This window comes from Paenibacillus xylanilyticus (assembly GCF_013359935.1).
GTDB lineage: Bacteria > Bacillota > Bacilli > Paenibacillales > Paenibacillaceae > Paenibacillus > Paenibacillus xylanilyticus.
This window is the reverse complement of record NZ_JABMCB010000185.1, coordinates 1-26,303: the sequence shown is the minus strand read 5'-3', so window position 1 is coordinate 26,303 and position 26,303 is coordinate 1. Positions and strand designations below refer to the sequence as shown.

Sequence of the window (26,303 nt, the reverse complement as noted above, 5' to 3'; positions counted from 1 at the left end):
TAAAAACACCATTCCAATAATGATACATGTACCTACAATGAATTACAATCTTCTTTCACATTTTGTCATAATCAAAAAGCATTCCCCACCGTTCTGACGAACAGGAAGAATGCTTGAGAATCTATGTTTAAGGTATATATTGCTGCACGATTTTTGTGATTTTTCCGTCTTGCACAGTAAGGTGATAAGGAAAAACCGACAGATCCAAAATGGCTTTGTTCTCATATAACGATTCAAATTTGCTGAGAGCAATCCGCTCATTCCATTGGATGGTTGTACCTTGTACCGTTCCATCTCGATCATATAGCTGCATCAGCACTTCGGCATCTGCGCTAACTTCAACCTTTTCCTGCTCCTTGCTATCATTGATAATATAGTAACCATCCGGAGCACCATCTATACCTGAATCAGGGTTACGCTGCTCGAATACTTTATCCGCTTCTTCTCCCTGATACCATCCGATCTTGTCCAAAACCAAATACAGTTTGCCATTCTCCTGCTGCAGCTCATCCACGTAGGCTGTATACATTTCTGAATTGACTGCCTGAGTTTCTTTGGCTGAAACTTGTGAGGAACTGCTACTTTCCTCGGCATTCGCCGGTGTAAGCAAATATGTAGTAAGCACAATGATACCCAACAATAGCGTAACGGTACCCAGCATCTTTAATTTCCATTGTTTCGCCGCGTTCTTCATAGGCAGCATCTCTCCTTATATGAACGTTACTATTCCTTAACCGGAAGGGTTTTACTTTAAACGCTCATTTGAATATTCGTTTCAACTTTTACTATATACATCATATCTCTTTACATTCCATTAAAAGTATCAGCCAGATGAAAAATAGTTACAATTCACGTTACTAATATCTCAGAAAATGCCACCATCAAAAAGGGAACCTCAAATGCAGTGCATTTAAGGTCCCCTACAGATTTAATCTCAATGCGTGTGTTGGGCAAGACGTACCAGCATATGGGCCAGCATGTGTCGTTCTTCTTCCTTACCCACATTCCAAAGCTCCTGCAGCAACTTCTCTTCACGGTTGCGAGGCTCTTCTTTGGCAGCCAGATAATCAGCTACCTTCTCGGCAATCTTGGCCATTTGTTCCTCACCTAGGCCAATGGATTCACCCATAGCAATACGTTTTCCGAGATATTCCTTGAAGGCATCAAAATTTTGCAAAATTTGTTCCCGCTCTTCCGGTGCGATTTTGTCTATGGCGTTCTCTACCTTCTCCGTTGCTACTTGACCATCCTTATGGATCACATGATTGTTTTCATTCATTATAAATTCCTCCTTTAGCGTTATGATTTGACTCTTCATCTATAATATAAACTTCTCGCCGAAGATTAATCAGTCCATTTCTATCCTTCACCTATGATCCTTGACCGGCAGTTGAATGGACCTCCACACAGCCAAGCTTCCCCACACATACAGCACGGCGCTCAAATAAAATAAAACATCAATCGTCAACCAGTCGATCAGCAGCCCCCCGATGATGACAGCGAAACCCGAAGCAGCAGACGTCCAGAAATGATAATTGCCAATCGCCTTGCCTCGCTTCCCTGGTTCAGTGAAATCTGCAAGCAGTACCCGTTCACTCATCCGCTGCATCGCATTGCACAACCCCATAATCATCTGCAGCAGCAATACCCATATGTATGTAGTAATCCAAGGGAAAGCAATCATCGTTCCGGCCATACCCAGTGAGCTCAAAATAAGCCACTGCCGTGCATAGTTGTCCATCCTGGGGGCCAGCCACTGTGAAGCTGCTGCAGAACTGATTGTAAAAACGGCAAAGGCAAGACCATATTTGGAGAAACTGTTACCGAGATTTTTGAGAAACAACAAATAATAGGGATAAATCATGCCTGAAGCTAAGGTGACCATGCTTTGTGAGCGGACCAACCATTTCATATTCATTTACCGTCCCCCCCGTATTGCTCCATAAAGTAATTCATAAATACATGTTCGGGATCATAATGCTCTTTTGCTGCAAAAAATTCGTTCTTACGAGCGTAAGCTTGCTCAAACTGTTCTGCCGTGGCATATCCCTCATAGGGCAAATAATAGGTACCGTTCAAGCGGATAAACGTAACTATAATCCTTTGCAAACTCGCCTTGAATTTCTTTTGTTCTTCGTCCGACAGTGAAGCATGGAACAGACATACCAGTCCGAACATGTCCTGTGTCGCATATGAAAGTACAGCTTCTTCATCTTTCTTCACATAACGCACCGTAATATTTAACAGATCCAGCTGCTCTTGTGAGACGATCTCTCCCATCTCCTCAACAAATGCAGGAAACGCATCAACAGGGATAAAATATTCCTGCAGCAAATCATTGGCACCCGGCTGGTGGTATTCCATAAAAGCGGATGGAGACGCCATGGCATTATTCCGGCTAATTCTCGTACCAGCCTGAGAATCGAAATATCGCTGCTGCAGCTCCCAAAACCACTCTCTACCCCACCCCGTTCCGCGATTAAGGTTAAACAAAATCTTGGCAGGCAGCACGCCCTGCTCACGTAAAGCCAGATCATTATAATCCTGGAGAGAGGCATCCGAATCGATGGCATAATTCAGCGCATACATGTCGCTAAAATATCCTTTTCCAGGTTGAAGTGAAAGACGAGCCAGGTGCATCCGTACATTGGGATTGCGAAGCACATCCTTTTGAAAATACGTTGGATAATCCTTCGCTTCCATTCGTTCTACTTCAAGTCGGTACAATTCATCTTCCGTTAACGAAAGCGTAACATCCAGAATCAGGCCAAAGAGACCATATCCACCTAAAACCAAAGGAAAAAGTTCTGAATTGGAAGTACGACTCACTTCCCGAATCTGTCCATCTGCGGTCAAAAGACGAAAGGATTCCACACTCTGAATCAGCGATCCGTTGCGAAGCTCCCTCCCGTGGGCATTTACACTAATAGATCCCCCGACGGTAAAAATATTTTGAGACTGTATATTTTTGAGGGACAGCCCATAAGGGTTTATTGCACGTTGCACGTCAGCCCAGGTAGCCCCTGCCTGAACAGTTATCTTTTTCGCTTCCGGTTGGACATCCAGTATTTGGTTATAGGAAGTCATATCAATTACGATACCATCTCGGTAATAGGTATGGCCGCCCTGACTGTGACGTTGTCCCGCAATGGACACGGTCAAATGATGGTCTTTGGCATCCTTCAGCAGTTCCACGAGTTGCTGTTCCTGATGTCCCTGCACGACTCGTTCCACTTTTACCGGGTGTAGACGGCTGTAGTCTGTAATTAGATATGGATTCTGATCTTCCCCTCCCGTTCTCCAATAGGTCCAGATACACAAGACGAGGAGCAGCAGGAGTACACTTGTTTTTTTGACCACCCAGCTTCCCCCTTTAGTTCAGCGTTTCAAAATGGTTTCAGCGGTTAATCGTTTACATATACATTACAACGTTTGGAGATGTTAAGGAACACTATAAATAGGAATGAATAAGGAGGCGTTACTAATGAGTGATCCCAAAAACCAAAAGGCAAATAAGGAACTGGAGCCTGGTGTCAATACCGTGCTGCATCCGGACTCCAACAATCCTGGCCCTACAGATATGATTGAAGATGCCGTTGGAGAAATCATTGACAACATCACAGGACATTCCAAAAACAAAACGGCTACAAACAGTGAGAATAAACCCAACAAGTAATATTCAATCGACTTGCAAACAGTTCAAAAAGTCCTCCAGCCCCATACTGGGTCGGAGGACTTTCTGTATATCTATACGAAGGCGATCTGCTAGATCTATGTTTGTGTCTTAAAGCTGCTCAACTTCATTCTTCTTCTTCATCTTTTGCAAAGCCTTATGAATCCAGATGGCTGCGATTGAACCTTCACCCATGGCAACTGTTGCCTGCTCCGCATGGAGTCCCAAATCCCCCGCAATCCACACATTTGGGGCTGCCTGCAAACTGCGATGGTCGGCTTCCACATGTTTATTATCCGCAATGACGGCTCCAAGCTGCTCTGCGAGTTCGAAATGTACCCGATTTCCGCCAAAGGCTATGAATCCACGCTCCGACTCATAGATCTGTCCGTCTTCGGTCAGAACCCCTGTAATATGGCCATCCGCTGTTTGCTGAACTTCTTGTACCGCAGCTTCCAGATAACGCACACCGGCCTCCTTCATGCTCCGATGAAGCTCAGCCGAGATTGGTCTCTGTTCATGGTTGATGTACAAAAGATTTTTTGTACGCTCAATCAGGGTCATCGCCATGTTGGCACCTGCTTCGCCTGACCCCAGCAGTATGGTACGACGATCCTGAATCTCATATCCATCACAGTCCGGGCAAACATAAACCGTTCTGCCCAACGTTGGCCTCAAGCCCGGAATTGCAGGAAAACGATCGCTAAGCCCAGTTGCCAGCAATACAGTCCGTGCCATATATTGAGCGCCAGAAGAACCAGTTAAACGAATTTGTTCTCCAAGCCGTTCTGCTTTAACAATACGGTCCTTTTCAAATAAAACTCCGGTTTTTTCGGCCTGCAATCTGCCGTTGGAACGCAATTCTTCACCTGATATGCCACCCGGAAATCCCAGAATATTATGATAGGTTCGGCACAGGGTTGACCTGCCTTCTCCAGCATCCACCACCAGCACCTGATGCGAACTGTAACGTCCCAGCTGAATGGCAGCCTGAAGTCCTGCGAGCCCGCCTCCTACGATAATGCAATCAAACTCTCGCATGTTCCTTCTCCTCCAGTCCATTCTTTTTGTCTCTGTCAGATCGGTTCCGATCCTTCTATACATTAAACCGCTCAATCAGACTCAAACGTCCTATATCTAGCTTGTACAAAAAATAAATAACCCAAACCGTCCGTCAGATTCACGGCCCGGTTTGGGTCTCTTATATCATTAAATTGATTAAAATAGGTATGATTCAAAACGGGAGGCATTGGAGATGGCATTCCATACATCTGCTGTTTCCCCGCCCATGTACCAATAAGCCAAGCCTGCAATCTTCCTGTCTGTACTCATCCTCACTTTGGCAGTTAAGGAGCGGCTGTCCTCTGCCCAAATATATCTTGGCATTCCGTTACTCAAATACCCAATTACATATTGCCCCAGACTTGCATTCCATTGCCTCACGGAGCCCGCAGCTCGTGCCCGTGTTCCCTGTTCTGCAAGTGTGATATCCCAAGAGTCCGTTGCCGGACTAGCCGATGACCAGTCCCTTGTGTAGAGCGGAAGTGCCAAAATGACTTTGGCACGAACCACGTCAGAGAGCATTGTATCCAGAGCATTTTCTACCCAAGGAAGTGAAGCGACCGAACCGGCTATAGGGTCTCCGTTCCAATGTTCCTCATACCCCATCAGAACCATGTAATCGGACACTGCGCCAAGTTTGGCGTAATCGAAGGCTTCCGTCCAATCTGTGCCCAGATCAGGAGATACATCAACTGAAACAACCGCGCCAAGTGAATGGAGAGATGCAGTCAGTGAAGTTACAAATGCGGTCATGCCTTCCCGGTCTGCTGACTGCACGTTCTCAAAATCCACATTAATGCCATCCAATTTGTATTTCTTCACATATGCAGTAACCTGAGCTACGACGGAGGCTCTGTTGGCTGAACTCGATAACATCTGATGCGTCATCGCAGGATCGGAACGATTTCCCAGCAGTGGCCATACCTCTCGGTCGGTAGCTGATGCCCATGATAAGAGGGTGGCGTCCGTATGGTCCGTCACCTGCATGCTGCTGTTCAGAAAAAACCACCGGGGCACAAGTGTATTTACCTCAGATTGTTCAACCTGCTTTTTGAACTCGGCAGTGGTAGAGTCATATTGCCATCCCAGCTGTATTCCCAACGAATCAGGATTCTCAAGCTGCTCCGACCACTCTTTCTTTTGCAAAATGGCATCAAGCATCACCGCAGCTTCCTCGCGGGTTACCTGATCCTGTGGTCGGAACAAGCCATCACTTCCGCGCATCAGTCCAAGCTGATATACCTTCTGCACATAGGGCCGAGCCCATACAGAAATATCAGAAGCGTCATTATAAGTTGTAGACAGCAGCCCTGTGGATACGGAAGATTGTTTCAGCATTCTCACCAGCAGAGCAGCCGCCTCTTCCCTGGTAATCGATGCGTTCGGTTGAAATGTTCCCTGTCCTTTCCCCTCAAGAATGGAAAGATTGGTCATGGCGGCAATATTGCCATAATACCAGGCTGTTGTGCTGGTATCGTTATAGGGGCTAATATTATTTTTAACAGGCTTTAAGCCTAGCAATCTAACTGCAAAAGTTGCAAATTCGGCGCGTGTCACTGCTTTTTTCGGTTCAAACCTGGTCTCAGACGTTCCTGCAGCAATTCCTTTGTTCACCAGATGCGTTATCGCATCTTTTGCATAGCTGGAGTTAATGTCCTGGAATGGCTGTTTCACCACAGCTGCCTCCACCGGAACTGAATATCCTGCCACTAATCCAAGTGTTAATAAAGTCGCTAATAAGGTGATTCCCACCTTTAGACCAGCATGTTTCTTTATTCTATTGTTCACATCAAAAGGCCTCGCTTCATTGGAGTACGATCTACATCATCGTATCAAATTGAAGCGAGGCCGTATGTGCTTAAATGTTGGAAATCTGTTCGATGCTTTATCCTTATTTGTGTACTTTTACGCGCTCTTCAATGGACTGGAATTCTTTCTCGCCCGGCGTAGCCGTAGGTTTACCGAATGGCATCTGAGCGATCAATCTCCAGTGTTCCGGAATATTCCATTCTTGCTTCACTTTCTCGTCGATCAGCGGGTTGTAGTGCTGCAGGGAAGCTCCAAGACCTTCCTGTTCCAATGCAGTCCAGATCACGAGCTGCAGCATGCCGTTGGATTGATTGGCCCAGATTGGGAAGTTATCTGCGTAACTCGCAAAATTTTGTTGAAGCTGTGCGATGACATTGTTGTCTTCGAAGAACAGTACTGTACCATAACCGCTCCGGAATCCTGCCATTTTCTCAGCTGTGGATTTGAAAGCTTCTGCATCCCCAACCACTTCACGCAAAATTTCTTCTGTATGATTCCACAGTTTATCATGTTGTTCACCAAGCAAAACAACTGCCCGAGATGTTTGTGAGTTGAAAGAAGTTGGCGTATATTTTACGGCTTCCTCAACGATTTCCTGAATTTTAGCATCCGAAATTGTGGATTCCTTGCTGATTCCATAATAGGATCTTCTGTTTTTCAACGCTTCAAAAAACGATGTAGACATTATGATTCGCCTCCCAAATTGGTTTTATATCGTAACTCCTTCTTGCTAACATAGTAACTATAATATAGTAACATACATTAGTCAACAAACTATTTTATTTTCACCAAATATACATTTATTCTGAATCGGACTCCCGAAAATCGGCACGGTACTTCTCTTCGGTCGAAGAATTGCTCTTGGTCTGATCTTTATTCTTCTCTTCTTGCTGTTCCATATTCAGATCTTCCAAGGGAATGGGATCGACTGTCTGCTCTTCTTCAAACTGGTCAAGCAAACTTTCCTTCTCCGTCGGGAATTGCTCCGGATTATCCCGAGGATGTTCCTTATTCGATTCTTTATTATGACCCGAGATTTGATTTTTCATTCTTAAACGCCTCCTCTGGTTTCATTACCCTTTCTTTACCTTTTCTGCATGTCTTCTAAACACAGCAAAAAGACCAACCCGAATATTCGGGCTGGTCTTCACACTCTCTTATTAGGAAATGACATTCTCAAAACTAAGCTTGGCTTCAAAAATAATACTTTGCTCCTCTGCTCCAGATCGTCCGCGGATCCAGATGACCCCATCCACCGCTTTCGTACGTTCAACAACCAATTCTTCCTGCATCCGCATCTCCCGGTGATACGATATCTGCATGCGGGTTAGACGGTTATTAAGTTCTTCCGCTGAGAGTGCATCACAACAAACATCGGCGTATCTGGCATTATTCATATGCCCGTTACTGTCCGTGCTGCTATACCGAACCATTAGTCGATATTCTTCCTTTGTTTCCAGTGTTGGAGGAAAAGCCACTTTTTCCGGTGGTGCTCCCAACGATAAATCGGGATGTGACTTCACTTCCAAAGGTAGTGCCGAAGGTCTGAGGATCTTTCGTTTCTCCAGATCGACCAAGGCCCAGGAGGTCCGTGCCTCAGCTATTGGATTCCCTTCTGCATCGGTGAGAACATAGTCCCGGAGCCACATGACTCCTTTGTTGCCCTTATGCCAGGTTTGCAGACTCACTTCCTCTTCCAACCGAGCTTGGCGCAATATCGTCAAATCGGTTGTAATCAGCATCCAGCCCATTCCCTGATCCAGCATTTCCGATACGGTAATGCCCATACTGGCCAGATCACGGTCTGCTGCAAGCTGCATATGTTCAAGCAATGCCGAGGGTCGGTATAGAGACTTATAGTCTGCTTCGGATGATCCGATTCGGTAATTAAACGTATAGGGTAGTTCAGTTTCCATCAATTATACCTCCCTTGAGTCTGTTTCGATTGGAGATCGTTGTACGGGATTTTCAGTGCCGGGAATATTTACTGTGTTTGGTGCAAACGACTGCGATAAAGATCAGGTGCACAGCCCACGTTTTGTTTGAACATCCGACTGAAATGTGATAATCGCTTGAAGCCCGACAACCGACTTGCCTCGGTAACCGTGATTTCAGGTTGGAACTGAAATAGAAGTTTGGCCTGATTGATACGGCGGTCGTACAGATATTTAAATATGGTACTGCCTGTCATCTCTTTAAACAACCCGGCCAAATAAGGCTTGGACAAATGAAGCTCACTTGCCAGATCATCCAGTCCAATATCCTGCATATAGTGGGTATCCACATAACCCATGATGTGCTGCACATGCCTCTCCTTTTCCGAAGAAGGACGATGCTCCACCACAATGCCGCGGCAGATGCCGGCCACAAAATATAACAGATCACACAAACGAACGATCAGCCGTTCCTGTCTGAACTCGCCTGAATTCGCCGAAAGCTGATCCAAGTTCAGCAGCAGAGCTTCAAATTCCGAACGGGTGTCTCCCTTTAGATTGATTCGGCAGTTTCTCAACTCATCGAACGGCATAAGCAATTCGCTGATTCGATCCGGATGAAGGCTTCTGCGGATGAGTGATGGATCAAAGTGCAGTGTCGTTCGTTCATACAATGCGTCAGGTATCGGATGTGCACGATGAAGGGTCATCCCATGCATGAGAATCAAATCACCCGGTTCGAGACTATAAACGCGGTCTCCTATAATATAGGTACACTCACCTTCATGAAAATAATATACCTCGTAATGTGGATGAGAATGAAATCCGTCAGACAATCCGTTATTGTAAATACGTGTGGAACGATAACTGTATTCCAGCGGTGCATTAAAGTGCATGATGCGTGTCATATTTCGGCACCTCCTATGGGAGAGGTTTTTCTTATTTAGAATAGAAGCCATGAACGTTACCGTACTTTACGGTGATGTCATGGCCCCTGCGAATGTTATGATTTACAAAAGTTGTTCGATGCTCGCCTCAACTGCATCCATCGAATCCACTGGTTCGAAGCGTTTGACCACTTGCCCTTCGGCATTAATCAGAAACTTCGTAAAATTCCACTTAATCGCATCCCCGTGCAGCCATTCCGGAGCTTTATCCGCAACCATCAGTTTAAGCAGTTTGGCTTGCACATCCGATTCGTCAAACCCGGCAAATGGTCCTGATTTTTTCAGGTAGTCATACAGCGGGTGTGCCGTGTCGCCATTCACATCCATTTTGGAAAACATGGGGAATTTCACACCATAATTAATCTGGCAGAAGGAAGCTGCTTCTTCACTGCTCCCCGGCTCCTGCTCAGCAAATTGGTTACAAGGAAAACCGATCACCTGAAGCCCCTGATCCTTATACTTATCGTACAGCTTCTGGATATCATCGAACTGGTGCGTATATTTGCATTTGCTTGCCGTATTCACAATCAGCACAGGCTTTCCTTCATATTGATAGAGCGGAAATCGTTCTCCGCTAGTTTTGATAACCGTGAAGTCATAAATCGTTGCCATAAGTTTGGTGCACCTCGTTGTTATGTAGTATGTAGAAATAGAATGTTACGTGTTCTCTATTATATACGAAATAGAATCTGCTGTAATGAAAAACTAACGCAATGGATATACCAACTGGATTGGCTCTGTGTTCAGCCCCTCTTTGAACAAATAATTATGATCTGCACCCACGACACAAAGAATTCTCTTGCCGGGATTGGAGTGACATGTATTTTTGACTCGCTGAATCATAATTTGATTACGAACGACCCAGCGGAAATTTTGAGCATCTGGGTTGACCTGGTTTAACCATTCGTACTTTCGTTTGGTCATTTCATCAAATTCAACCGAATTAAACGGTATGTTTCCCGCGTCATATGTATTCATTTGTTTCAAAAACCATTCATCATCTGTCTTCTCTAGTTCTTTACGCTGTACTTCGGAATATCCGATGAAGGGATCAAAGTTATTCCATACATCCAATTCAAACCAATCTATGGGCACGAATTCAATGTTGTATTCCTCGCATAATGGAAATATGAGCTCCCAGTATTCGCTTGCCGGCTCTCCCCAATACCCTTTATCTTCTTTATCCTGAATGTATTTCTTCCAGCTTAATGGATGTACTTCCCCACAGATGATATCCGGGTTAAATTCGGTAATAAGCGCTTCATACAGGGCTAGCGAACAATGATATTGTTCTCTCAATTCCGGATTATGAATGGTTCCCAAAAGACCAACGACAGTCATTTCCTTTACCCTCCCCAATAAAATAAGCTGCCCGTAAAGGCAGCCGTTTTTTTAGTTCACCAGGATTATGCAAAATGCTTAGTTATAAGACTTTTCCCTAACGGATTGAATGAATTTCTCCAAATCTCCCAGATAGTATAACAAAGAATTTTAACAGGAACAATGACGCAAAACGAGAACTCGTTCCCCTTGTCATAAGAAAAGAAGTTAAAATTGCCCGGTAGCCAGCATACGTTCTCTGGTTATAAGAATAAGAGATAACACAACTTCTTGTGCTGCTCCGTAATCATTGTTTGATAAAGCATGCAAGGTATCCCGATTGATTCCGATTGCACTGTAATGTTTGATATGTGGTGTCTGCTTGAAGCGGACGATGGAATGCATATAAAGTTTATCCCGGAAAGAGTCGAATGTACTTAGCATCACCCCATTGTTCAAGGATTCAACGATCTCTCGCATGAAGAGAAATTGATGCTCGGTGTATAAGGGATAGTCATTCTTTTTCTCTGCTGTTCGCTGAACTTCAACATGAGCTGCAAGCGACTCAAGGTTCAGGTGGATCTCCCGGTTCGGGTTTTTCATCATTTCAAAGCAATAGAAGAGCATGGACTGAAGTTGTTCAATCAAATCAAGAAATTCCTTTCCGCGAACCTCCTTGACCAACACACCACGATTTTTGAGTGAGGTCACATAACCTTCTGATTCGAGGCGGGCGATCGCATGACGGATCGGTGTACGGCTCATTTGATACTCCTCAGCCAATTCGTTCTCTGAAAGCAGAGTTTCTGGCATCAGTTCTCCGCAAACCATTCGCTCACGCAGCATCATGTATGCTGTATCGACAAGCGATATTTTGTTCATATGATAATCCCTTTCTCCCATTGATAAGGTCTTTAATTGGGCTTCTAACGTTATCTACATATCACCCTATATTACCAGTCTTAGAAGAAGTTACGCAACCAAGCCGAGGGAAAGAAAGAGTCCAACACTGTATCCCAGCGTCCGGACTCCATTTTCTAAATCAGATATTTGTTTTGAAGTGCTGTACGTTGCTCTTCGTTAATGCCAAGCCCCTCTGTAAGGTACAACTCGAATGATCCATAGTTTTCGTCGATTGCTTCAAGTGCAGCCTGTATAAAGGCAGCTTTCATCATTTCCGGAATCGCTCCCTGTATATCCGGCATTTGGTCCATGTATGCTTTGTAATCTTTATTGCTGCCTGAGAGGAAACGCTGCATGAGTCCGTCTACCGCGAGATTCGTCAGCTCGTAATCCTCAATGACCACATCCCGTGGCACGCCCAAGGTGAGAAGGATCAATGCACATACAACTCCGGTCCGATCTTTACCTGCGGCGCAGTGGAATAGTGAAGTGTCCCGGTCTTCTTTTAATAGTTCATGCAGAATGAGTGCACATTTGTCGGTATTTAAGATCATGGCTTTGTAGCCTGCATGCAGATCATGTCCAATCTTTTGCATCTCCTCCGGATTTGCTTCCGCCATAAATGGGATATTTGTGTTGATCGCTTTACCGATGGCAGGGCTTGGACGGCTGGCTACTTCAAACTCGCTGCGCAAATCACAAATCCAGTCAATGCCGAGGGCATCGGCCGTTAGCAGGTCCTGCTCACTGAGCTCATGAAGATCAGCCGATCGCAGCAGCATCCCCCAGCGGGTCGTCCGGCCATCTTCTGTGAGGTAACCGCCCATATCCCGGAAATTGATTACGCCATCTGTGTAAATCATACGATCGTTAATGGTAGATACCGAACCATCCTTAAATTTCACGTGATAAAAGTTGCGGCCAGGAGACAGCGTTCTCGTAAACGCTGACCCTATAGGATCGATTCGCACCTCCAGCAGCGTGCTGCTGAGTTCATCGAATTCTGGCAGGATGGAATGATAGATGGCCTCTGCTTCTATGTCCTCTGTCATATTCCAGGCAAGCGTAATCCCGTTATTTTCACTGTATTTCGCCTGTACTAGTGGTCCTTGCTTCAAAAGTGGCTTAGATGTTGACATGGATAACTCCTCCTCAAATTGGTCTTACTTCTGTATGGATGTTCGATTATTTAGTTCTGACGTGTTTTTAGCTTCATTTTGTATCGGTTTGCCACAAACTCAACGCTGAATACCATGATGAAAACGACCAATCCGACAAACAAAGCGGCTGCAAAGTTGTATGATTTCATTGCATGGGTCAATTCAAATCCAATCCCCCCCGCGCCAACCGCGCCAAGAATGGTAGATTCAGCGATACCGCCTTCCAGCTGCAGCACGCACCAGGCAATAAAGGCTGTTTTTACTGTTGGCAAAATGCCCTGCATGACAATCTGCAGCCAGCTGGCACCGGTAGACCGCATCGCTTCAAGTACACCTTTGTCGATCTCTTCAAGCGACTGCGCGAATACTTTGACGAGCATGCCTGCCGCAGAAACGGCAATCGCGAGCACACCAGGGAGCGGCCCAAGTCCGACGGACACGATGAAGATGAGGGCCCATACAATGGTAGGAATCGCACGAAGCAAGGAAGCAGCACTTTGGATGATCCAGGCGACAAATGGATGAGGTGTCAAATTACTTGCTGCCAGAAAGGAAAGAAAGAACGCCACCACAATACCCAGTACCGATCCGAGAATAGCAACTTGCAGCGACTCAACAGCAGCCAGCAGAACATGCTGCCAGTCCGAGAAATCAGGAGGAAACATGGCCCCCATGTAGCCGCCAAGCTTGGTAAAGCCTTGCATAATCTTGGCATAGTCAAACTGAAGCTGAACGAGACTGAACACAAACAGCACGGCAATAAGCGGCAGACCGACAATCAGCAGCTTGCTCTTGTTCGGTTTAGGTGGCTCTGGCATGGAAGTATACAACGTCAAGGACGGTTTCGCTTCGTTCACCGGCATACTCATATGATTCGCTCCCTTACGCGATTGGTAATCGTTTCTACAATGAGAACGATAACGAGCACAAGCAGAACGGCCATGCTGGCTTCCTGATACTGAAACAGCTTCAATTTCGATTGCAAAATAAATCCGAGGCCTCCGCCTCCAACCATCCCCACAATCGTGGAGGCGCGTACGTTAATTTCAAAGTTGTACAAGCTCCAGCCGATAAACCCGGGTAAGAATTGTGGAAAAACGGCTTGGGACAACACTTGCAGATAACTCCCGCCAGCAGCACGCACGGCTTCTACCTGCCCCATGTCAATCTCTTCTAATACCTCGGCAAAGGAACGTGTAAGCATACCGATCGAAATCAAGATCAGCGACATCGTACCGACTACAGCCCCCAGTCCGAACGCTGCAACCAGGAGAATGGTCCAGATGATAACGGGAATGTTCCGAAACAGTGAAGTCGCAGCCCGGACAAATACCTGCAGGTAAGGATGCGGACTTGTGGTGGCCGCGGCCAGAAAGGATAGCAGTCCGGCTATTACTGACCCAATTACCATTGCTACCACACTCATATAAAGTGTCTGCAAGGCAGGTTCAATGAGTTGGGAAAGCGTTGAAAAATCAGGCGGAAGGAAGTCAACAAAGATAAACCGGAAGCTTTCGCCTACCCCAGTGAACAAAGCTCCAAATGAAAATTCCGCCCCGATCGAAGACCAGATGATGAGAGCAACCAGCACGATAAAGAACAATATCGTCTGCGCCCGTTTCATTTTTCGGGCAGACTGCAACTGTGCCGCATTCATGTCAGGCCGTCTCCTTCACTTTGGGATTAACCTGGTTGTAGATTAGCCGGATCATGTCGTCCGTAAGCTCTTCAGGTGTTCCGTCAAATACCTTGGATCCTTTATGGATGCCGATGATACGGGTCGCATATTTCTTCGCGATATCTACCTGATGCAGATTGCACAGGCAGGCAATGCCTTCCTCTTTACAAATCGTATACAAATAATGCATGATCGTCTCCGAGGAAGCAGGGTCCAGACTCGCGATGGGTTCATCCGCCAAAATCAAATCCGGCTTTTGGGAGAGCGCTCGCGCAATACCTACCCTCTGCTGCTGGCCTCCGCTGAGTTCATCTGCCCGCTTGTACATTTGCTCATGCAAACCAACACGATGCAGCATTCCCTTTGCAGCTTCCGTATCTTCCTTAGAGTAGAGGCCCAGCGCTCCCTTAAATGCATTCATGTAACCTAACCGGCCGTGAAGCACGTTATGAAGTACAGACACGCGGGTGACCAGATTATATCCCTGAAAGATCATTCCCATATGGCGGCGCAATTCGCGGAGCTTTTTGCCTTTGATGCCCATGGTTTCGCTGCCTTTAAACCGAATCTTTCCTTTTGTCGGCTCGATCATGCGGTTCAGGCTGCGCAGCAGGGTGCTCTTCCCCGCGCCACTCGGTCCAATGACAACAACGAACTCTCCCGGATTGATCTGCAGATCCAAGTTATCCAGCGCCTTGGTCCCATCCGGATACACCTTGGATAATCCTTCCACTTGCAATAGTGTCATATTAAAATCCTCCTCATCTTTGTTGCTTAACCTTATTTGCTCAGCAGCTCCTCAGGAGACATGTCCAGATCCTTGGCGACTTGACGAATTGGATCGAAGTCACTGTCACTGCCTTCTACAAAACGGGCTGCACCGACACTTTCCAGAAACTTTGGATTTTTCGTATCGTACTCCAGCATCAGTTCACGCAGTTGTGTGACCAGTTCCTCTGGCAAGTCTTGGCGATAGAGCAATGGGGCTCCGCCAACGATAGGATCCGATTCGGCAATGACACGGAAATCTTCCTCTTTTACAAGTCCTGATTCTGCCATCATCGGCACCATGAGGCTTGACGTTCCGATCGCATCCGCATTGCCGTTTGCCAGCGCAAGCAGCGATTTGTCATGTCCACCGGAGAACGCTACGCTGCCGAAAAAGGAATCCAGTTCCTCATTTGTAAGGCCAAGCTCTTTCATCAATGTGGCACGCGGATACAGGTTTCCTGATGTGGATGCCGGATCGGCAAACAAAAAGTCTTTTCCTTTCAGATCTTCTACACTTTGATAAGGAGAGTCATTACGGACAAGGATTACGGTATTCGATTGTTGATCACTTTCAGAACGGACAAGCAGTTTTGCATCTGCTCGTTCGGTAGCGATGATGTATCCAAAGGGACCGATAAGTCCAATTTCAATTTTGCCTGCACGCAGGGCCTCGATAACCATGTTATAATCTTCGGCTACAAAAATTTCAGCAGGGATGCCAGTTGCTTCTGTAATGTCTGCTGCAAGCTGTTCCTGAGAACGGTTCATCTCGCCCTCTTCACTTGGCATAATACCGATTCGGATCACTTCCGGCATTCCGCCCTCACTGGAGCTTGAACTTGCGGAGGCTCCGCATCCGGATAGGATGACAAGCATAAATACAAGCAAGAAGATCAAACTTTGATAATTTTTGCGTCTACTATTTTTCACAATGTATACCCTCCTGAAATTTGGTCGAGTCCATACCAGACTCTCTGGTACACAAGTAGGATACAAGTTGAATGTAAGAAGAATGATTTGGAAGATCACCAATTTTGTAAAACCTTTAAGGGAATTAGTAACCATAAACATGTATAAATATACCAAAATGTAGGTTGTATTATATTTTTTTGGGAGGATAACACTTGTTCAAGTACTGAGGAAAATCACTGAGCTTCTTTCTTATGGGGGAGAGTTTTATAGCCGTAGCCTATGCTTATTTTCAAAAAAGGAAGCAGAAAATGTACTTTAAACGATTTATAGTATTCATTTTCTGCTTGTTCAAATGGATTAAGGTTTACCATAACGTTGGCTTTTGGTTTGTAGGTTTGATGCTGAGGAAAGTTGATTTTTCGCATTATCATGAAGTTTATATTTTGTTTTTGAATACCTTTTATCTTTTTACAATTCCATAATAGATTAAATCTTCATAGTGACTCTCTTTCCTCACATGGTCCCTTAAAATACCTTCCTGTATCATGCCTATTTTTCGAAGAACTTGTCCAGATGCCGGATTCGAAGCAAAGTGTCTTGCGTATACTTTATGATATTTTTTTACGTGGAAAGCAAAGTCCAACAGGGCTTCCGAAGCTTCTGTCGCATACCCTTTCCCCCAAAATGGTTCACCAACCCAATAAGCGATTTCGCCATGATCGTACCATTGATCATTAGATAAGGCTATCGCACCATATATTTCTCCTGTTGCTCTATCACAAATCGCAAATTCATAATGTTTATCCGTATCAAAGTTATGACGATGCTGCTGAATCCAGGACAAGGCACAATCCACCGAGTATGGATAAGGCAGGGTAAGTGTGCTTTTATAAATATTGTAGTTGTTGCACAGCTCAGTGACGGTGGCAGCATCGGACTCATCAAACAATCTCAGGCATAGCCTTTCCGTAGTCAACGTTTGTTGAATGTCATCATACTGCATGGTATTCCGCCCTTTTCGATAATTTCGTTCCGTTTGATCTTTATGATAATCAAGACAGGAGTACTTCAATTTTTTTATTATCCGTTAAGATCATAAGTTTCTGATCATAGTGTTGTAACCTTTTTTCAAAATCCACTCGATTTCTCTCGAAATCCCGTGTCCACGCATACATCATTTTTAACATTTGCCAGTCTGATTTGTAATGACTCTTTTCCAGCCCCAAATTTTGTTTGATAAATCGCAGAAAAATTCGGATTTTCCGTTTTCGCAAAGGTGTATCCAGGAAGATGATCGTATCTGCCATATCCCATAAGCATCGGTAAGATTCTCGATCTGTCCCTTCAAATATCCATGGGCCCGAACGGTCAATGTCCTTAATCACCGTAACTTGTTCATCTGGTGTGCGTTTATTTCTTCCATGAGGTGTGTCGTGATGAACTATAGTATCCAGCTCATACCACGGTATATTTAATTTTTGAGATAATTCCCTGGCCAATGTCGTTTTGCCGCTTGCCACAATACCAAGGATTAAGATCTTTTTCAATGATATCTCTCCTAAAAACTACGCTCTCTGAACCGTTCCGAATGAAATCTTCATACTGGGTGCATAAGACAACCAGGATTCACGCTTAAATTTCTTGGAAAACATGAGTTCAGCTTCATACTGCTCTCTTGCTTCTTCTGGCTGTAATTCTCTCGTTAATAAGCTGTCCATTATCTCTACTGGATCACCTGGCTCCTGACCGATCCCTTCTTCTCTCAGTGAATCATATAAAACGTTCTTGCTTTCCATATCCATGTTTTGATCAAAAAAGTTAACTTTATCACTCATTCGGCTTTCCACATCAGTTAATCCCAATTGGCTCATGAGGATAGGCAGCCGCATGCCAATGTTTCCATCCTTCCCCGTACGTCTGTAGTCGTTCTCAAATAATTTTTGCAGAACTCCTAACTTAATCAATTCACTTTGTTCCGTACCTTCCAAATGACAGTTCGCCATATTACCAATCCAATGAGGTTCAAAACAGATCACTTTTCCTTGATCCTTAACACTTTCCATCATTTTCTGCAGGATGGTCACCGAGTTATCCATATGTAATAAAAAAGCATGACTCACGGCAATGTCATACTTCTGTTCAATATACGCATTTTCAATATCACATGATATAAATTCAGTCTGAAAGGGAAGATTAGCGAAAGTCTCCTTTGCTTCGTTTATCAATTCATCTCCCTTGTCCAATCCCGTATAGCTCGAACCTGGAGGCAGCAACGGAAGGAGTTTAAGACCGAGATAACCGAATCCACAACCATAGTCAAGAACGCTTACAGGTTTGGTGATTTTCCATACACTCTGTACAAGAAATTGAAGATAATCATCATTATAATACAGCCCGCGCGTATTCCTCAGATATTCGATTTTGTTGTCCCAGTAGTATTCAGACATGATCTCATGCTCCCTTTGGTATGTAATTTATAGTACCCTTGTATAAAAACCGTATTAATCAAACACACAAGGCCACTGCGAGTGCAGTACCATCTTCCGATCGCTGTTATCCCCTGATTTTCTGATTCCCTTATCTAAGGGGAAAATCCGGTGATAAAGGCGCACGCTTCGCTTCTCCAGATTGGTTCTGCCTCTCCGTTAACGTGTGTATATTTATTTTCGTTTTTATCATTCTTCACCTTTACCTCGAACTATCTGGAAGTCTTATCATGAATCGATCACTGTTTCGATTAAATTGGTACTGCTCGTATAGTTCATGTGCATCTAACGTCCCGAGTAGCCCCATTAAATCTCTGAAACGATCCAATTGCGTTATTACTTCAATTAGTTTCTTGCCAAGTCCCTGTCCCCTGCACTCCTCATGAATAAAAACATCACAAAGCCAATACATCGTCGCATCATCTGTAACAACCCTCGCAAATCCAACTTGAATGTCTGCTTGATAAATCCCATAACATGTTGAAGAGGCGATAGACTTCTCAATGGTTTCATCAGATCTTTTATTTTGCATCCCATTCTTCTCTCAATATTCCCATGCGAATCGAGTCATAGTATTGATCATTGTATAGGCGGCATTTTCGAAGTCTTCCTTCCACCTGCATGCCTAATTTCTCTCCAACCTTCATCATTCTTTCATTTCCTGACCATGTCGTTAATCCTATTCGGACAAGTGGAATCTTGTTGAACAAATATTCGATCCACAACTTTAATGCTGCTGTTCCATATCCACCATTCCAATACGGGGGCTTGTATATTACAATCCCAATCTCCAGCCAATTGGACGGTTTATGTTCCCAATAATAATTCACTGTTCCAATCATTTCGTCATTCACTTCAATGATCATTCTGTTAGCTGGCTCATCGTCTCCTCTCATGTGTTTGCTCATATGTTCTTCAAATAAAGTAAAACTCACATGCTCTAATGGAAAGTATGGAGCGTCCCACTTCTTCCATTCCGGTTGTTTTTCACCGTATATCAACTCATATAATACAGGTAAATCTCTATCCTCTATTTCTCTGATTTGAACCTTATTATTTAGTACATTTGTTTCACTAATGATCATACAGCGTTAACTCCTCTTCTCAGTTCTGAAATATCTATGCAACAATTCAGGTCATTTCCCTACCTTTGCTTTCTGCTGATACTCCCCGGAAATCCGGAAACCAGCAGTATAAATCCTACAAAAAATAAGAAGTATACGAGCAATCCCGGACCGTTGTCATTCAGGGAAACCATTTCTCTTGCGTTCCCACCTGAAGCATATCCCGCTTCCACAATGGCTGCGGATATTCTTACTGAAATTCTCTCCATGGTTGCAATACATACACTTCCCAGCATCAAAGCTGAACCCAAAATCTTATTCGTATTATTCATGGGCATTCTCCTATTCCGAAAATTCATTTAAGAAGGGATGCATCTTGGCATTCATAAGTAAAATTTCATTGGACTCATTAAGAACGATCACACTAGCAGAAACGATAAACTTCATTTAAATCCCCCCTATAGCGGTTTATTAACGAATCTTCTATCTTAAAAATAAACACCCAATCTATGTAAATTCATTTCCACATATTAATTTTAACAGCACATCAACTTCATCCATAATAACCCATATAATGCCATTTGCGAAGAGATTCAACGGAAAAAGGCAACCCGCTCACAGGTCGCCTCTCCCTCAACATCCTACATGTCTAACACTCTATCATTTTATTTAAAATACCGCTTTACTTCGCGCCGCTGCTCCAGACCACTCTTTCGCTCATGGCTTTATGCTGCGCAATCAGACAAAGTTCGGCCGCCTTGAAGGCATGCTCCTGTGTCATTGCTTTTTCCGTCCGTTCCAGACAATCACGAATGAGATCCCCGAAGAACGGATAACCAACCTTTCCTTTTACGCTGTAACGGTATTCGCCTTCATGGTTGACCAGATAGACCTGATCTCCTACAGGCTCTCTCGCCACATCAATATATTTCCGCAATTCAATGTATCCATCGGTTCCCAGAATTACAGTACGCCCATCTCCCCATGTCCCTAGACCATCCGGTGTGAACCAATCCACCCGGAAGTAGCCGGAGGCACCATTGTTGCCAATGAGGGATGCTTCGCCAAAGTCCTCGAGTTCAGGGAACTGTGGATGATGGAAGTTATGTACCCGACTGAACGCCACCTCCGCATCCGTGCACGAAGCAAACGTGAGAAACTGTTCGATCTGATGACTTCCGATATCGCAGAGAATGCCGCCATATTTTTCATGCTGGAAAAACCATTCTGGTCGTCCTGGTGCATTCAAACGATGCGGCCCTGTGCCCATGACCTGTACAACCTTACCAATGGCTCCCTGCTCAATCAACTGACCGGCATAGATCGCACTTTCCACATGCAGACGCTCACTATAATAGACCATGTATTTCTTCCCGGTCCGTTTAACCTCTTCCCTGGCACGGGTTAATTGATCCAGTGTGGTAAATGGGGCTTTGTCCGTAAAATAATCCTTTCCCGAGGCCAAAACTCTCATGCCAAGCGGCGCGCGTTCCGACGTAATGGCTGCTCCGGCCACCAGCTGCACCTGATCATCTGCCAGCACCTGTGCTTCTGAAGCTGCGGCCTGTGCCTGAGGAAACTGTTTGCGGAACGCCTCTACCTTGGCGGGATCCGGATCATATACCCATTTGAGGGTTGCTCCTGCCTCCACCAATCCCCCAACCATGCCATAGATGTGCCCATGATCCAGCGCTACAGCAGCAATGGTGAACTCACCGGGACCGCATATCACCTCTTTTTTAACACTCTTGGGTGCGTAAAACATGCCATCTTTAGCCACCTTATCTCCACCTTCCTTTTTCTATCGTAAATTGGTGAAACATGCCTACTTAAATGTTTGTGTCAGATCCGCAGGCCGGCTGCTGCTGTAATCCTTGTCTTTTTTCGTGTTTGAAGCGGCAATCCGTTCCTGTAAATGTTCATAAAACAGCTCTTCATCAATGGGAAGATCCACCCAGTTGTCCGTCCAGGTCGAGAGCAGCATCGCATTGGACAACGTTAAGCCATGTATGCCTTCTTCTCCTGGTGCAATGAGCGTGGCACCGGTCCGAATCGCATCAATCCAGTTACGTATGAGCCCCGGATGCCCGGATTCTGTCCCTGTAATGGGAACTTCACACTTCCAGCATTCCGGCTGTCCAAAACCTCCGGTAAACCTCTGATTGAACTCAGGCTCGGATTCCCGAAGCCGCCAAAACGTCAATTTACCATCTTCGATGACAATTTTGCCGCGATCTCCGTTGACCTCGAAACGGTTGGTGCCCGGAGCTTCACCCGTTGTGGTTACAAATACGCCTGTTGCCCCGTTTTCGTATTCCACATAAGCTGTGACATCGTCTTCCACTTCGATATTCCGGTACTTGCCAAACGAACAGAACGCACGCATCCGCACAGGCATCATACCGATGGTCCACTGCCACAGGTCCAGTTGGTGAGGGTCCTGGTTAATCAGCACACCGCCTCCTTCACCTGCCCAGGTCGCCCGCCAGCCGCCTGAATCGTAATAGCTTTGGGATCGGTACCAATTCGTAATAATCCAGTTTGTGCGGCGTACTTCGCCGAGTTCACCCGAAGCAATGAGATCTTTCAATTTGATATACAGAGGATTGGTCCGCTGATTGTACATCATGGAAAATACTTTGCCGCTGGCTGCAGCAGCTTCATTCATCTTGCGCACCTGTTTGGTATATACGCCGGCAGGTTTCTCGATCATGACATGCAGACCGTGCTGAAAAGCCTGAATGGCCTGTTCCGGATGGTCATAATGCGGAGTTGCAATAATGACCGCATCAATTGTTCCGGATGCCATCATCTGCTCGGCATCCTGCCAATAGATGACTGAAGCAGGAAGGTTGCCGGCTACCCAGCTCTCCATTTCCTTTCTGACATCACATACGGCGACTAGCTCTGCTCCCGGTACTTCTCCGGCAACAAGGGTTCTGGCATGTGCAGCGCCCATGTTACCAATCCCGATTACGGCAACTCGAATCAAACTCATACCCGTACCTCCTCTTCCAGACGACGCTCTATTTCGCCAAACACATCCGCAAAGTGCTGTAACATCGCTTTCGAATCATACTCTCCACTAAAGTCTTCTATACCGTAATATCCGTCATAGCCCACTGATTTCAGATCACGGAATACTTGCATCCAATCCACGATTCCTTCTGTCAGCGGTGACCAATGACATCTCCACTTCGCTGATACCGAATTTCCCGTATTCCCTCCGTTCTGCTCCTCCTTGGACCAAGCTGCATTCTTCACATGTACATGGGCAAGGTAAGGACCCAATAGCTCCAGCCCCATACGATAATTTTCATATCCTTCATGTACCATGTTGCCCGGATCATACAACACACCTACGTGCTGGGCATCCAGCGACTGCACCAGACGGTAGGCCAGTGAAGCAGTCGGTGCAATTGTGAGATGATGCGTCTCTACAACGGCTTTGACGTTGTACTGTTTGGCCATATCCTGAACTTCGGTCAAATATTTCACAGCTTGGCTGTACAGCTCCGGATAACTCGTTTTGCGGTCATAGCCGGGCACGCCTACACGCATCATGGAAGCGCCCAAATCAGCCGCTGCCATGAACGCCTGCTCTGTCGATTGAAGATCTCCGCAGTTCAAATACGGTACCAATGCAATGGAACGTCTTCCATGGTTCGCAGCCGCTTCACGAAAAACAGGGACCTGTTCTTCCCAGTTTGCCGGATCGATAGAACTGCGATTATGCCTCCAGAAGGATGGCTCTTCCGACAGGGCGTCTTCTGGGTTTCCACGGAATCTCCACTCCACTCCTTCAATTCCTGCCGATGCTGCCGCAGCAGCCAGTTCTTCTGCCGTCAGGTCCGGTGTTGCCACGGTGAATACAGACAGTTTCAATCGAATCATCTCCTTATGTAAACGTATTCAAATCTAATGGATAAACGAATTGTACCACTCCTGTGAATGCACAAATAGGGTTCAACTCCAACACCTGAATAAGAGATAAACGTGGGGCTATATTCCCCATTCAGGGATAAATGTTTATGCCAGCTCAGTAAGATGTCATGATGCCTTTTCCCGTAAACAGTATAAACAAAAAAACACCCCTGATCAGATTATCATTCTGATTAGGGATGCTATATAGAAGTACCACCGTTTTTATTTTCGATCGAAAAATACATGCTCAGCATGCAATTTCCCAAGGTGGGTCGTCATGATTCCAAACGAATATTGCGGCTGACGTCGCCGATCTGTGGGCGATCCCGGATTGAATACCAACACATCATTGACGGTATGCATCAACGGAATGTGCGAGTGACCGAATATAATCGCGTCTACCTGCTGGCCGGCAAATGTGTGAATGGCATTCTGTTCGGTCGATTTCGATCCCTGGTGACCATGCACCAACCCCAGACGCAATCCGTCTGCCTCGACGATGCGGGAGAACCCGAGTTTTTTTTCGATCTCCGGCGGATCCGTATTACCTGCTACTCCTGCAACTGGTGCATACTCGCTCAGCAGCTTGTACACACTCCAATCCGACCAGTCACCTGCATGCAGAATAAGGTCGGCTTCCGGCAGTACTTGAAGCAGAGGTTCTGGCAGCTGCTTTGCTCTTTTGGGCAAATGGGTATCCGATATCACGATTATTTTCATATCAATACACACCTTCCTGTTTTAAACCATTACATTACTCAGCAGATGAAGGCACAACCTCGATCTGTGAGCAGGAACGCTCCATATCTTCGAGTGTAATGGATGCAAAAAATTGTTCCACTTTCGCCTCAGCTACCTGGTACAGATTCGTTAGAAGACTGTCTATGCGAAGACCGACGTCACAATTGGGGTTGCAATTGCCATGAATCGGAAATAGCGGTCCTTCATCCTTGGCAGCCTGATAGATCATGGCTAAAGTAATTTCACTAGCCGGCTTCGCCAGATAGAAACCTCTGGTTCCCGGAGACGAGTCGACGAGACCTGCCTTTTTTAGCCCACCCAGAATACGTCTGACAACGACAGGGTTGGTATTAACGCTTCCTGCAATCATTGCAGAAGTGATTCGTTCAGGCGCGCTGGAGGACAACAACAACAAACAATGCACACTGACCGAAAAATGAGTACTCATGATTAACCACCTTTATTTTATATAATCCTGGTGCCTCGATCTATTCAGGAAAAAGTCCCTGTTCGGGACGTGCCTTGATTTTCAGCTGCCGCACACTGTATTCCAGCTGCTTCACAATATCATCGAGTTGTTTGCGATCGATTTTTGTGGGGTCATCCACCGGCTTAGCCGTCGACTTGAGATCCCGAATGGTGAGCTGCTGCTCTTGCCATTTGTCCATTAGATCCGCAATATTGGCATAGAAGCGTTCGTAATCCTTGATGACCAAGTCAAGATATGCATCGACCTCATCAGGGTCATACCCGCGAAGTTTATAATTGAATTGTTTCTCATGAATTGATAAGGCATCGAGCTGTACGCCCAGTTGTTTAAACAATTGTCTCTGTTTATCCAATCTTCGTTTCATATGTTCATCCATCTTGACAACCTCCATTATAAGAAAAACGTCTATCGACGTATGTTAAAAGCAGCCGGGACCGCCTCCAAAACGGAGCGGTTCTATACGACATCGCGAGGAAATCGCGGCATTTTCTCTCTCTATTTTTTATAACACATTATTGGCCAGATATAAAATCGAACGCTACTCAATTCACCAAAATGATTGTTTCCCGCCAAAATCGGGTAAGGACTGACTACACACCCCAATGCGGGAAAGGAGCATGTCGTTATGAGTACATTAACCAAAGATCAACTTCAGGAGCTCAAGAGCGCCCTTTTGGAGCAACGTGATAATCTGCAGCGCCATTTTGAATCCAACATGGAAGACGGAGCTCCTGCCGAGTCCCTCAAAGACTCCACTGGTGAGCTGTCATCTTATGATAATCATCCGGCTGATGCGGGCACGGAGACGTTCGAACGCAGCCGTGACCTGGCTGTCGACGATACTTTAACAGACGAGTTTAACCAGGTGAACGACGCCTTGGAGCGAATGAAACAAGGAACCTACGGGACATGTGTTACTTGTGGAGAGGATATCCCGTTTGAGAGACTTCAGGCTATTCCCTACACGGCATACTGTATCGATGATACACCTAACCGGGACCTCAGCAACGATCGCCCTGTTGAAGAAGAGGTCATGACGATGCCGCCAAGCGGTGCCGGTGAAGTCAGACAGCGGAACGCAGGAAAGTTCGATCATGCTGAAGCCTGGGAAGCCGTCGAAGATTATGGAACATCTAACTCGCCAGCTACCGCAGCTAAACGTGAAGTTAGAGATTATGATGAAAACATGTAGATTAGTACGCTGTTCGTTACCTTTCTCCCAATAGGAAAGTCATGATCACCACTACAGCGTGATATCAACGCTCAATCCACATCAAAAAGCCGCCTTCTGGTCATAACCCTGTCAAGTAGACAGTACAAAAAAAGACAAGATTTAAGCTGCGGCCGTTTCCCGGTATTCTACCGGGGAACGGTCGTTTAGTTTTTTCTGAAATCGGTTTTGGTTGTAAAACAATATGTATTCTCTCAC

The 26,303-nt window shown here is 45.5% G+C and carries 33 protein-coding genes; 2 read left to right on the top strand and 31 right to left on the bottom strand.

The annotated features are described in order from the left end of the window. Window positions 1-127: 127 nt before the first annotated feature. The 4 genes from HP552_RS14775 to HP552_RS14760 form a co-directional block, all read right to left on the bottom strand. Window positions 128-694 (bottom strand): hypothetical protein, encoded by a 567-nt coding sequence (locus HP552_RS14775; RefSeq protein WP_175396193.1) that lies wholly within the window; start codon window positions 692-694, stop codon window positions 128-130. 240 nt (window positions 695-934) lie between these two features. After that, complete coding sequence (locus HP552_RS14770; RefSeq protein WP_175396192.1) at window positions 935-1,279, bottom strand: DUF3243 domain-containing protein; 345 nt, start codon at window positions 1,277-1,279, stop codon at window positions 935-937. Window positions 1,280-1,366: 87 nt separating this feature from the next. Then, a complete protein-coding gene (locus tag HP552_RS14765; RefSeq protein WP_175396191.1) occupies window positions 1,367-1,918 on the bottom strand; it encodes an MFS transporter in 552 nt (183 codons plus the stop codon). Continuing rightward, entirely contained in the window at window positions 1,915-3,360 is a 1,446-nt protein-coding gene (locus tag HP552_RS14760) for an FAD-binding oxidoreductase (protein WP_175396190.1), read from the bottom strand. The genes HP552_RS14765 and HP552_RS14760 overlap by 4 nt, the downstream gene beginning before the upstream one ends. A gap of 124 nt (window positions 3,361-3,484) precedes the next feature. On the opposite strand from HP552_RS14760, the gene HP552_RS14755 reads away from it, so the two are divergent. Next, window positions 3,485-3,676, top strand: coding sequence for a hypothetical protein (locus HP552_RS14755; protein WP_175396189.1), 192 nt, complete (start codon window positions 3,485-3,487; stop codon window positions 3,674-3,676). 108 nt (window positions 3,677-3,784) lie between these two features. Here the strand turns inward: HP552_RS14755 and HP552_RS14750 are convergent, their stop codons facing one another. The 26 genes from HP552_RS14750 to HP552_RS14625 form a co-directional block, all read right to left on the bottom strand. Then, on the bottom strand, window positions 3,785-4,714 hold the full coding sequence (locus tag HP552_RS14750) for an NAD(P)/FAD-dependent oxidoreductase (protein ID WP_175396188.1): 930 nt from the start codon (window positions 4,712-4,714) through the stop codon (window positions 3,785-3,787). A 177-nt stretch (window positions 4,715-4,891) separates the two neighbouring features. Beyond that, the gene (locus HP552_RS35610; RefSeq protein WP_312884295.1) at window positions 4,892-6,523 is read right to left on the bottom strand and encodes an S-layer homology domain-containing protein; all 1,632 of its coding nucleotides are present in this window, start codon (window positions 6,521-6,523) and stop codon (window positions 4,892-4,894) included. A 103-nt stretch (window positions 6,524-6,626) separates the two neighbouring features. Continuing rightward, window positions 6,627-7,229, bottom strand: a complete 603-nt coding sequence (locus HP552_RS14740) for a nitroreductase family protein (RefSeq protein WP_175396187.1) — start codon at window positions 7,227-7,229, stop codon at window positions 6,627-6,629. A gap of 115 nt (window positions 7,230-7,344) precedes the next feature. Next, window positions 7,345-7,593, bottom strand: a complete 249-nt coding sequence (locus HP552_RS14735; protein ID WP_175396186.1) for a YczO family protein — start codon at window positions 7,591-7,593, stop codon at window positions 7,345-7,347. Between the two features lie 111 nt (window positions 7,594-7,704). Next, window positions 7,705-8,460, bottom strand: a complete 756-nt coding sequence (locus tag HP552_RS14730) for an acyl-[acyl-carrier-protein] thioesterase (RefSeq protein ID WP_175396185.1) — start codon at window positions 8,458-8,460, stop codon at window positions 7,705-7,707. A gap of 68 nt (window positions 8,461-8,528) precedes the next feature. Further along, window positions 8,529-9,386, bottom strand: a complete 858-nt coding sequence (locus HP552_RS14725; RefSeq protein WP_175396184.1) for an AraC family transcriptional regulator — start codon at window positions 9,384-9,386, stop codon at window positions 8,529-8,531. Window positions 9,387-9,488: 102 nt separating this feature from the next. Then, the gene (locus HP552_RS14720; RefSeq protein ID WP_175396183.1) at window positions 9,489-10,037 is read right to left on the bottom strand and encodes a glutathione peroxidase; all 549 of its coding nucleotides are present in this window, start codon (window positions 10,035-10,037) and stop codon (window positions 9,489-9,491) included. Window positions 10,038-10,130: 93 nt separating this feature from the next. Continuing rightward, on the bottom strand, window positions 10,131-10,766 hold the full coding sequence (locus HP552_RS14715; RefSeq protein ID WP_175396182.1) for a hypothetical protein: 636 nt from the start codon (window positions 10,764-10,766) through the stop codon (window positions 10,131-10,133). A gap of 207 nt (window positions 10,767-10,973) precedes the next feature. Beyond that, complete coding sequence (locus tag HP552_RS14710) at window positions 10,974-11,627, bottom strand: GntR family transcriptional regulator (RefSeq protein ID WP_175396181.1); 654 nt, start codon at window positions 11,625-11,627, stop codon at window positions 10,974-10,976. A 155-nt stretch (window positions 11,628-11,782) separates the two neighbouring features. Next, complete coding sequence (locus HP552_RS14705; protein WP_175396180.1) at window positions 11,783-12,787, bottom strand: tyrosine-protein phosphatase; 1,005 nt, start codon at window positions 12,785-12,787, stop codon at window positions 11,783-11,785. A 50-nt stretch (window positions 12,788-12,837) separates the two neighbouring features. Further along, the gene (gene phnE / locus HP552_RS14700; RefSeq protein WP_246310894.1) at window positions 12,838-13,677 is read right to left on the bottom strand and encodes a phosphonate ABC transporter, permease protein PhnE; all 840 of its coding nucleotides are present in this window, start codon (window positions 13,675-13,677) and stop codon (window positions 12,838-12,840) included. Then, entirely contained in the window at window positions 13,674-14,465 is a 792-nt protein-coding gene (gene phnE / locus HP552_RS14695) for a phosphonate ABC transporter, permease protein PhnE (RefSeq protein WP_175396179.1), read from the bottom strand. Before phnE (HP552_RS14695) ends, phnE (HP552_RS14700) begins: the two co-directional genes overlap by 4 nt. 1 nt (window position 14,466) lies before the next feature. Continuing rightward, window positions 14,467-15,234, bottom strand: a complete 768-nt coding sequence (gene phnC / locus HP552_RS14690; protein WP_175396178.1) for a phosphonate ABC transporter ATP-binding protein — start codon at window positions 15,232-15,234, stop codon at window positions 14,467-14,469. A 32-nt stretch (window positions 15,235-15,266) separates the two neighbouring features. Beyond that, a complete protein-coding gene (locus tag HP552_RS14685; RefSeq protein ID WP_312884294.1) occupies window positions 15,267-16,187 on the bottom strand; it encodes a phosphate/phosphite/phosphonate ABC transporter substrate-binding protein in 921 nt (306 codons plus the stop codon). Window positions 16,188-16,629: 442 nt separating this feature from the next. Further along, window positions 16,630-17,172 carry a GNAT family N-acetyltransferase gene (locus HP552_RS14680; RefSeq protein ID WP_175396177.1) on the bottom strand — a complete coding sequence of 181 codons (543 nt, stop codon included), beginning with the start codon at window positions 17,170-17,172 and terminating at the stop codon, window positions 16,630-16,632. 49 nt (window positions 17,173-17,221) lie between these two features. Next, window positions 17,222-17,716 carry an AAA family ATPase gene (locus HP552_RS14675; protein WP_175396176.1) on the bottom strand — a complete coding sequence of 165 codons (495 nt, stop codon included), beginning with the start codon at window positions 17,714-17,716 and terminating at the stop codon, window positions 17,222-17,224. Between the two features lie 18 nt (window positions 17,717-17,734). Then, on the bottom strand, window positions 17,735-18,616 hold the full coding sequence (locus HP552_RS14670; RefSeq protein WP_175396175.1) for a methyltransferase domain-containing protein: 882 nt from the start codon (window positions 18,614-18,616) through the stop codon (window positions 17,735-17,737). Between the two features lie 241 nt (window positions 18,617-18,857). Next, entirely contained in the window at window positions 18,858-19,187 is a 330-nt protein-coding gene (locus tag HP552_RS14665) for a GNAT family N-acetyltransferase (RefSeq protein WP_175396174.1), read from the bottom strand. After that, window positions 19,177-19,734: a GNAT family N-acetyltransferase gene (locus HP552_RS14660; protein ID WP_376768961.1), complete on the bottom strand. Its 558-nt coding sequence runs from the start codon at window positions 19,732-19,734 to the stop codon at window positions 19,177-19,179. The genes HP552_RS14665 and HP552_RS14660 overlap by 11 nt, the downstream gene beginning before the upstream one ends. A gap of 65 nt (window positions 19,735-19,799) precedes the next feature. Beyond that, window positions 19,800-20,051, bottom strand: a complete 252-nt coding sequence (locus HP552_RS14655; protein ID WP_175396172.1) for a hypothetical protein — start codon at window positions 20,049-20,051, stop codon at window positions 19,800-19,802. A gap of 350 nt (window positions 20,052-20,401) precedes the next feature. After that, window positions 20,402-21,484 (bottom strand): Gfo/Idh/MocA family protein, encoded by a 1,083-nt coding sequence (locus HP552_RS14650; protein WP_175396395.1) that lies wholly within the window; start codon window positions 21,482-21,484, stop codon window positions 20,402-20,404. A gap of 60 nt (window positions 21,485-21,544) precedes the next feature. Then, entirely contained in the window at window positions 21,545-22,717 is a 1,173-nt protein-coding gene (locus tag HP552_RS14645; RefSeq protein WP_175396171.1) for a Gfo/Idh/MocA family protein, read from the bottom strand. Next, entirely contained in the window at window positions 22,714-23,604 is an 891-nt protein-coding gene (locus HP552_RS14640) for a sugar phosphate isomerase/epimerase family protein (protein ID WP_175396170.1), read from the bottom strand. Before HP552_RS14640 ends, HP552_RS14645 begins: the two co-directional genes overlap by 4 nt. Window positions 23,605-23,865: 261 nt before the next feature. Next, on the bottom strand, window positions 23,866-24,363 hold the full coding sequence (locus HP552_RS14635; protein WP_175396169.1) for a metallophosphoesterase family protein: 498 nt from the start codon (window positions 24,361-24,363) through the stop codon (window positions 23,866-23,868). Window positions 24,364-24,397: 34 nt separating this feature from the next. Beyond that, window positions 24,398-24,832, bottom strand: coding sequence for an Rrf2 family transcriptional regulator (locus tag HP552_RS14630; RefSeq protein ID WP_175396168.1), 435 nt, complete (start codon window positions 24,830-24,832; stop codon window positions 24,398-24,400). A gap of 40 nt (window positions 24,833-24,872) precedes the next feature. Further along, window positions 24,873-25,250: a DivIVA domain-containing protein gene (locus HP552_RS14625; RefSeq protein ID WP_175396167.1), complete on the bottom strand. Its 378-nt coding sequence runs from the start codon at window positions 25,248-25,250 to the stop codon at window positions 24,873-24,875. Between the two features lie 249 nt (window positions 25,251-25,499). Here HP552_RS14625 and HP552_RS14620 point away from each other — a divergent pair, with 249 nt between their 5' ends. Then, window positions 25,500-26,066: a TraR/DksA C4-type zinc finger protein gene (locus HP552_RS14620; protein ID WP_175396166.1), complete on the top strand. Its 567-nt coding sequence runs from the start codon at window positions 25,500-25,502 to the stop codon at window positions 26,064-26,066. A 141-nt stretch (window positions 26,067-26,207) separates the two neighbouring features. On the opposite strand, the gene HP552_RS14615 is transcribed toward HP552_RS14620, so the two are convergent. Continuing rightward, window positions 26,208-26,303, bottom strand: coding sequence for an IS3 family transposase (locus HP552_RS14615; protein ID WP_376768939.1), 96 nt, complete (start codon window positions 26,301-26,303; stop codon window positions 26,208-26,210).

Excerpts from the sequence above, each read along its gene's own strand:
- HP552_RS14775 (WP_175396193.1), bottom strand. The coding sequence starts at position 694 with ATGAAGAACGCGGCGAAACAATGGAAATTAAAGATGCTGGGTACCGTT.
- HP552_RS14770 (WP_175396192.1), bottom strand. The coding sequence starts at position 1,279 with ATGAATGAAAACAATCATGTGATCCATAAGGATGGTCAAGTAGCAACG.
- HP552_RS14765 (WP_175396191.1), bottom strand. The coding sequence starts at position 1,918 with ATGAATATGAAATGGTTGGTCCGCTCACAAAGCATGGTCACCTTAGCT.
- HP552_RS14755 (WP_175396189.1), top strand. The coding sequence starts at position 3,485 with ATGAGTGATCCCAAAAACCAAAAGGCAAATAAGGAACTGGAGCCTGGT.
- HP552_RS14750 (WP_175396188.1), bottom strand. The coding sequence starts at position 4,714 with ATGCGAGAGTTTGATTGCATTATCGTAGGAGGCGGGCTCGCAGGACTT.
- HP552_RS14740 (WP_175396187.1), bottom strand. The coding sequence starts at position 7,229 with ATGTCTACATCGTTTTTTGAAGCGTTGAAAAACAGAAGATCCTATTAT.
- HP552_RS14735 (WP_175396186.1), bottom strand. The coding sequence starts at position 7,593 with ATGAAAAATCAAATCTCGGGTCATAATAAAGAATCGAATAAGGAACAT.
- HP552_RS14730 (WP_175396185.1), bottom strand. The coding sequence starts at position 8,460 with ATGGAAACTGAACTACCCTATACGTTTAATTACCGAATCGGATCATCC.
- HP552_RS14725 (WP_175396184.1), bottom strand. The coding sequence starts at position 9,386 with ATGACACGCATCATGCACTTTAATGCACCGCTGGAATACAGTTATCGT.
- HP552_RS14720 (WP_175396183.1), bottom strand. The coding sequence starts at position 10,037 with ATGGCAACGATTTATGACTTCACGGTTATCAAAACTAGCGGAGAACGA.
- HP552_RS14715 (WP_175396182.1), bottom strand. The coding sequence starts at position 10,766 with ATGACTGTCGTTGGTCTTTTGGGAACCATTCATAATCCGGAATTGAGA.
- HP552_RS14710 (WP_175396181.1), bottom strand. The coding sequence starts at position 11,627 with ATGAACAAAATATCGCTTGTCGATACAGCATACATGATGCTGCGTGAG.
- HP552_RS14705 (WP_175396180.1), bottom strand. The coding sequence starts at position 12,787 with ATGTCAACATCTAAGCCACTTTTGAAGCAAGGACCACTAGTACAGGCG.
- phnE (WP_246310894.1), bottom strand. The coding sequence starts at position 13,677 with ATGAGTATGCCGGTGAACGAAGCGAAACCGTCCTTGACGTTGTATACT.
- phnE (WP_175396179.1), bottom strand. The coding sequence starts at position 14,465 with ATGAATGCGGCACAGTTGCAGTCTGCCCGAAAAATGAAACGGGCGCAG.
- phnC (WP_175396178.1), bottom strand. The coding sequence starts at position 15,234 with ATGACACTATTGCAAGTGGAAGGATTATCCAAGGTGTATCCGGATGGG.
- HP552_RS14680 (WP_175396177.1), bottom strand. The coding sequence starts at position 17,172 with ATGCAGTATGATGACATTCAACAAACGTTGACTACGGAAAGGCTATGC.
- HP552_RS14670 (WP_175396175.1), bottom strand. The coding sequence starts at position 18,616 with ATGTCTGAATACTACTGGGACAACAAAATCGAATATCTGAGGAATACG.
- HP552_RS14665 (WP_175396174.1), bottom strand. The coding sequence starts at position 19,187 with ATGCAAAATAAAAGATCTGATGAAACCATTGAGAAGTCTATCGCCTCT.
- HP552_RS14655 (WP_175396172.1), bottom strand. The coding sequence starts at position 20,051 with ATGAATAATACGAATAAGATTTTGGGTTCAGCTTTGATGCTGGGAAGT.
- HP552_RS14650 (WP_175396395.1), bottom strand. The coding sequence starts at position 21,484 with ATGTTTTACGCACCCAAGAGTGTTAAAAAAGAGGTGATATGCGGTCCC.
- HP552_RS14645 (WP_175396171.1), bottom strand. The coding sequence starts at position 22,717 with ATGAGTTTGATTCGAGTTGCCGTAATCGGGATTGGTAACATGGGCGCT.
- HP552_RS14635 (WP_175396169.1), bottom strand. The coding sequence starts at position 24,363 with ATGAAAATAATCGTGATATCGGATACCCATTTGCCCAAAAGAGCAAAG.
- HP552_RS14630 (WP_175396168.1), bottom strand. The coding sequence starts at position 24,832 with ATGAGTACTCATTTTTCGGTCAGTGTGCATTGTTTGTTGTTGTTGTCC.
- HP552_RS14625 (WP_175396167.1), bottom strand. The coding sequence starts at position 25,250 with ATGGATGAACATATGAAACGAAGATTGGATAAACAGAGACAATTGTTT.
- HP552_RS14620 (WP_175396166.1), top strand. The coding sequence starts at position 25,500 with ATGAGTACATTAACCAAAGATCAACTTCAGGAGCTCAAGAGCGCCCTT.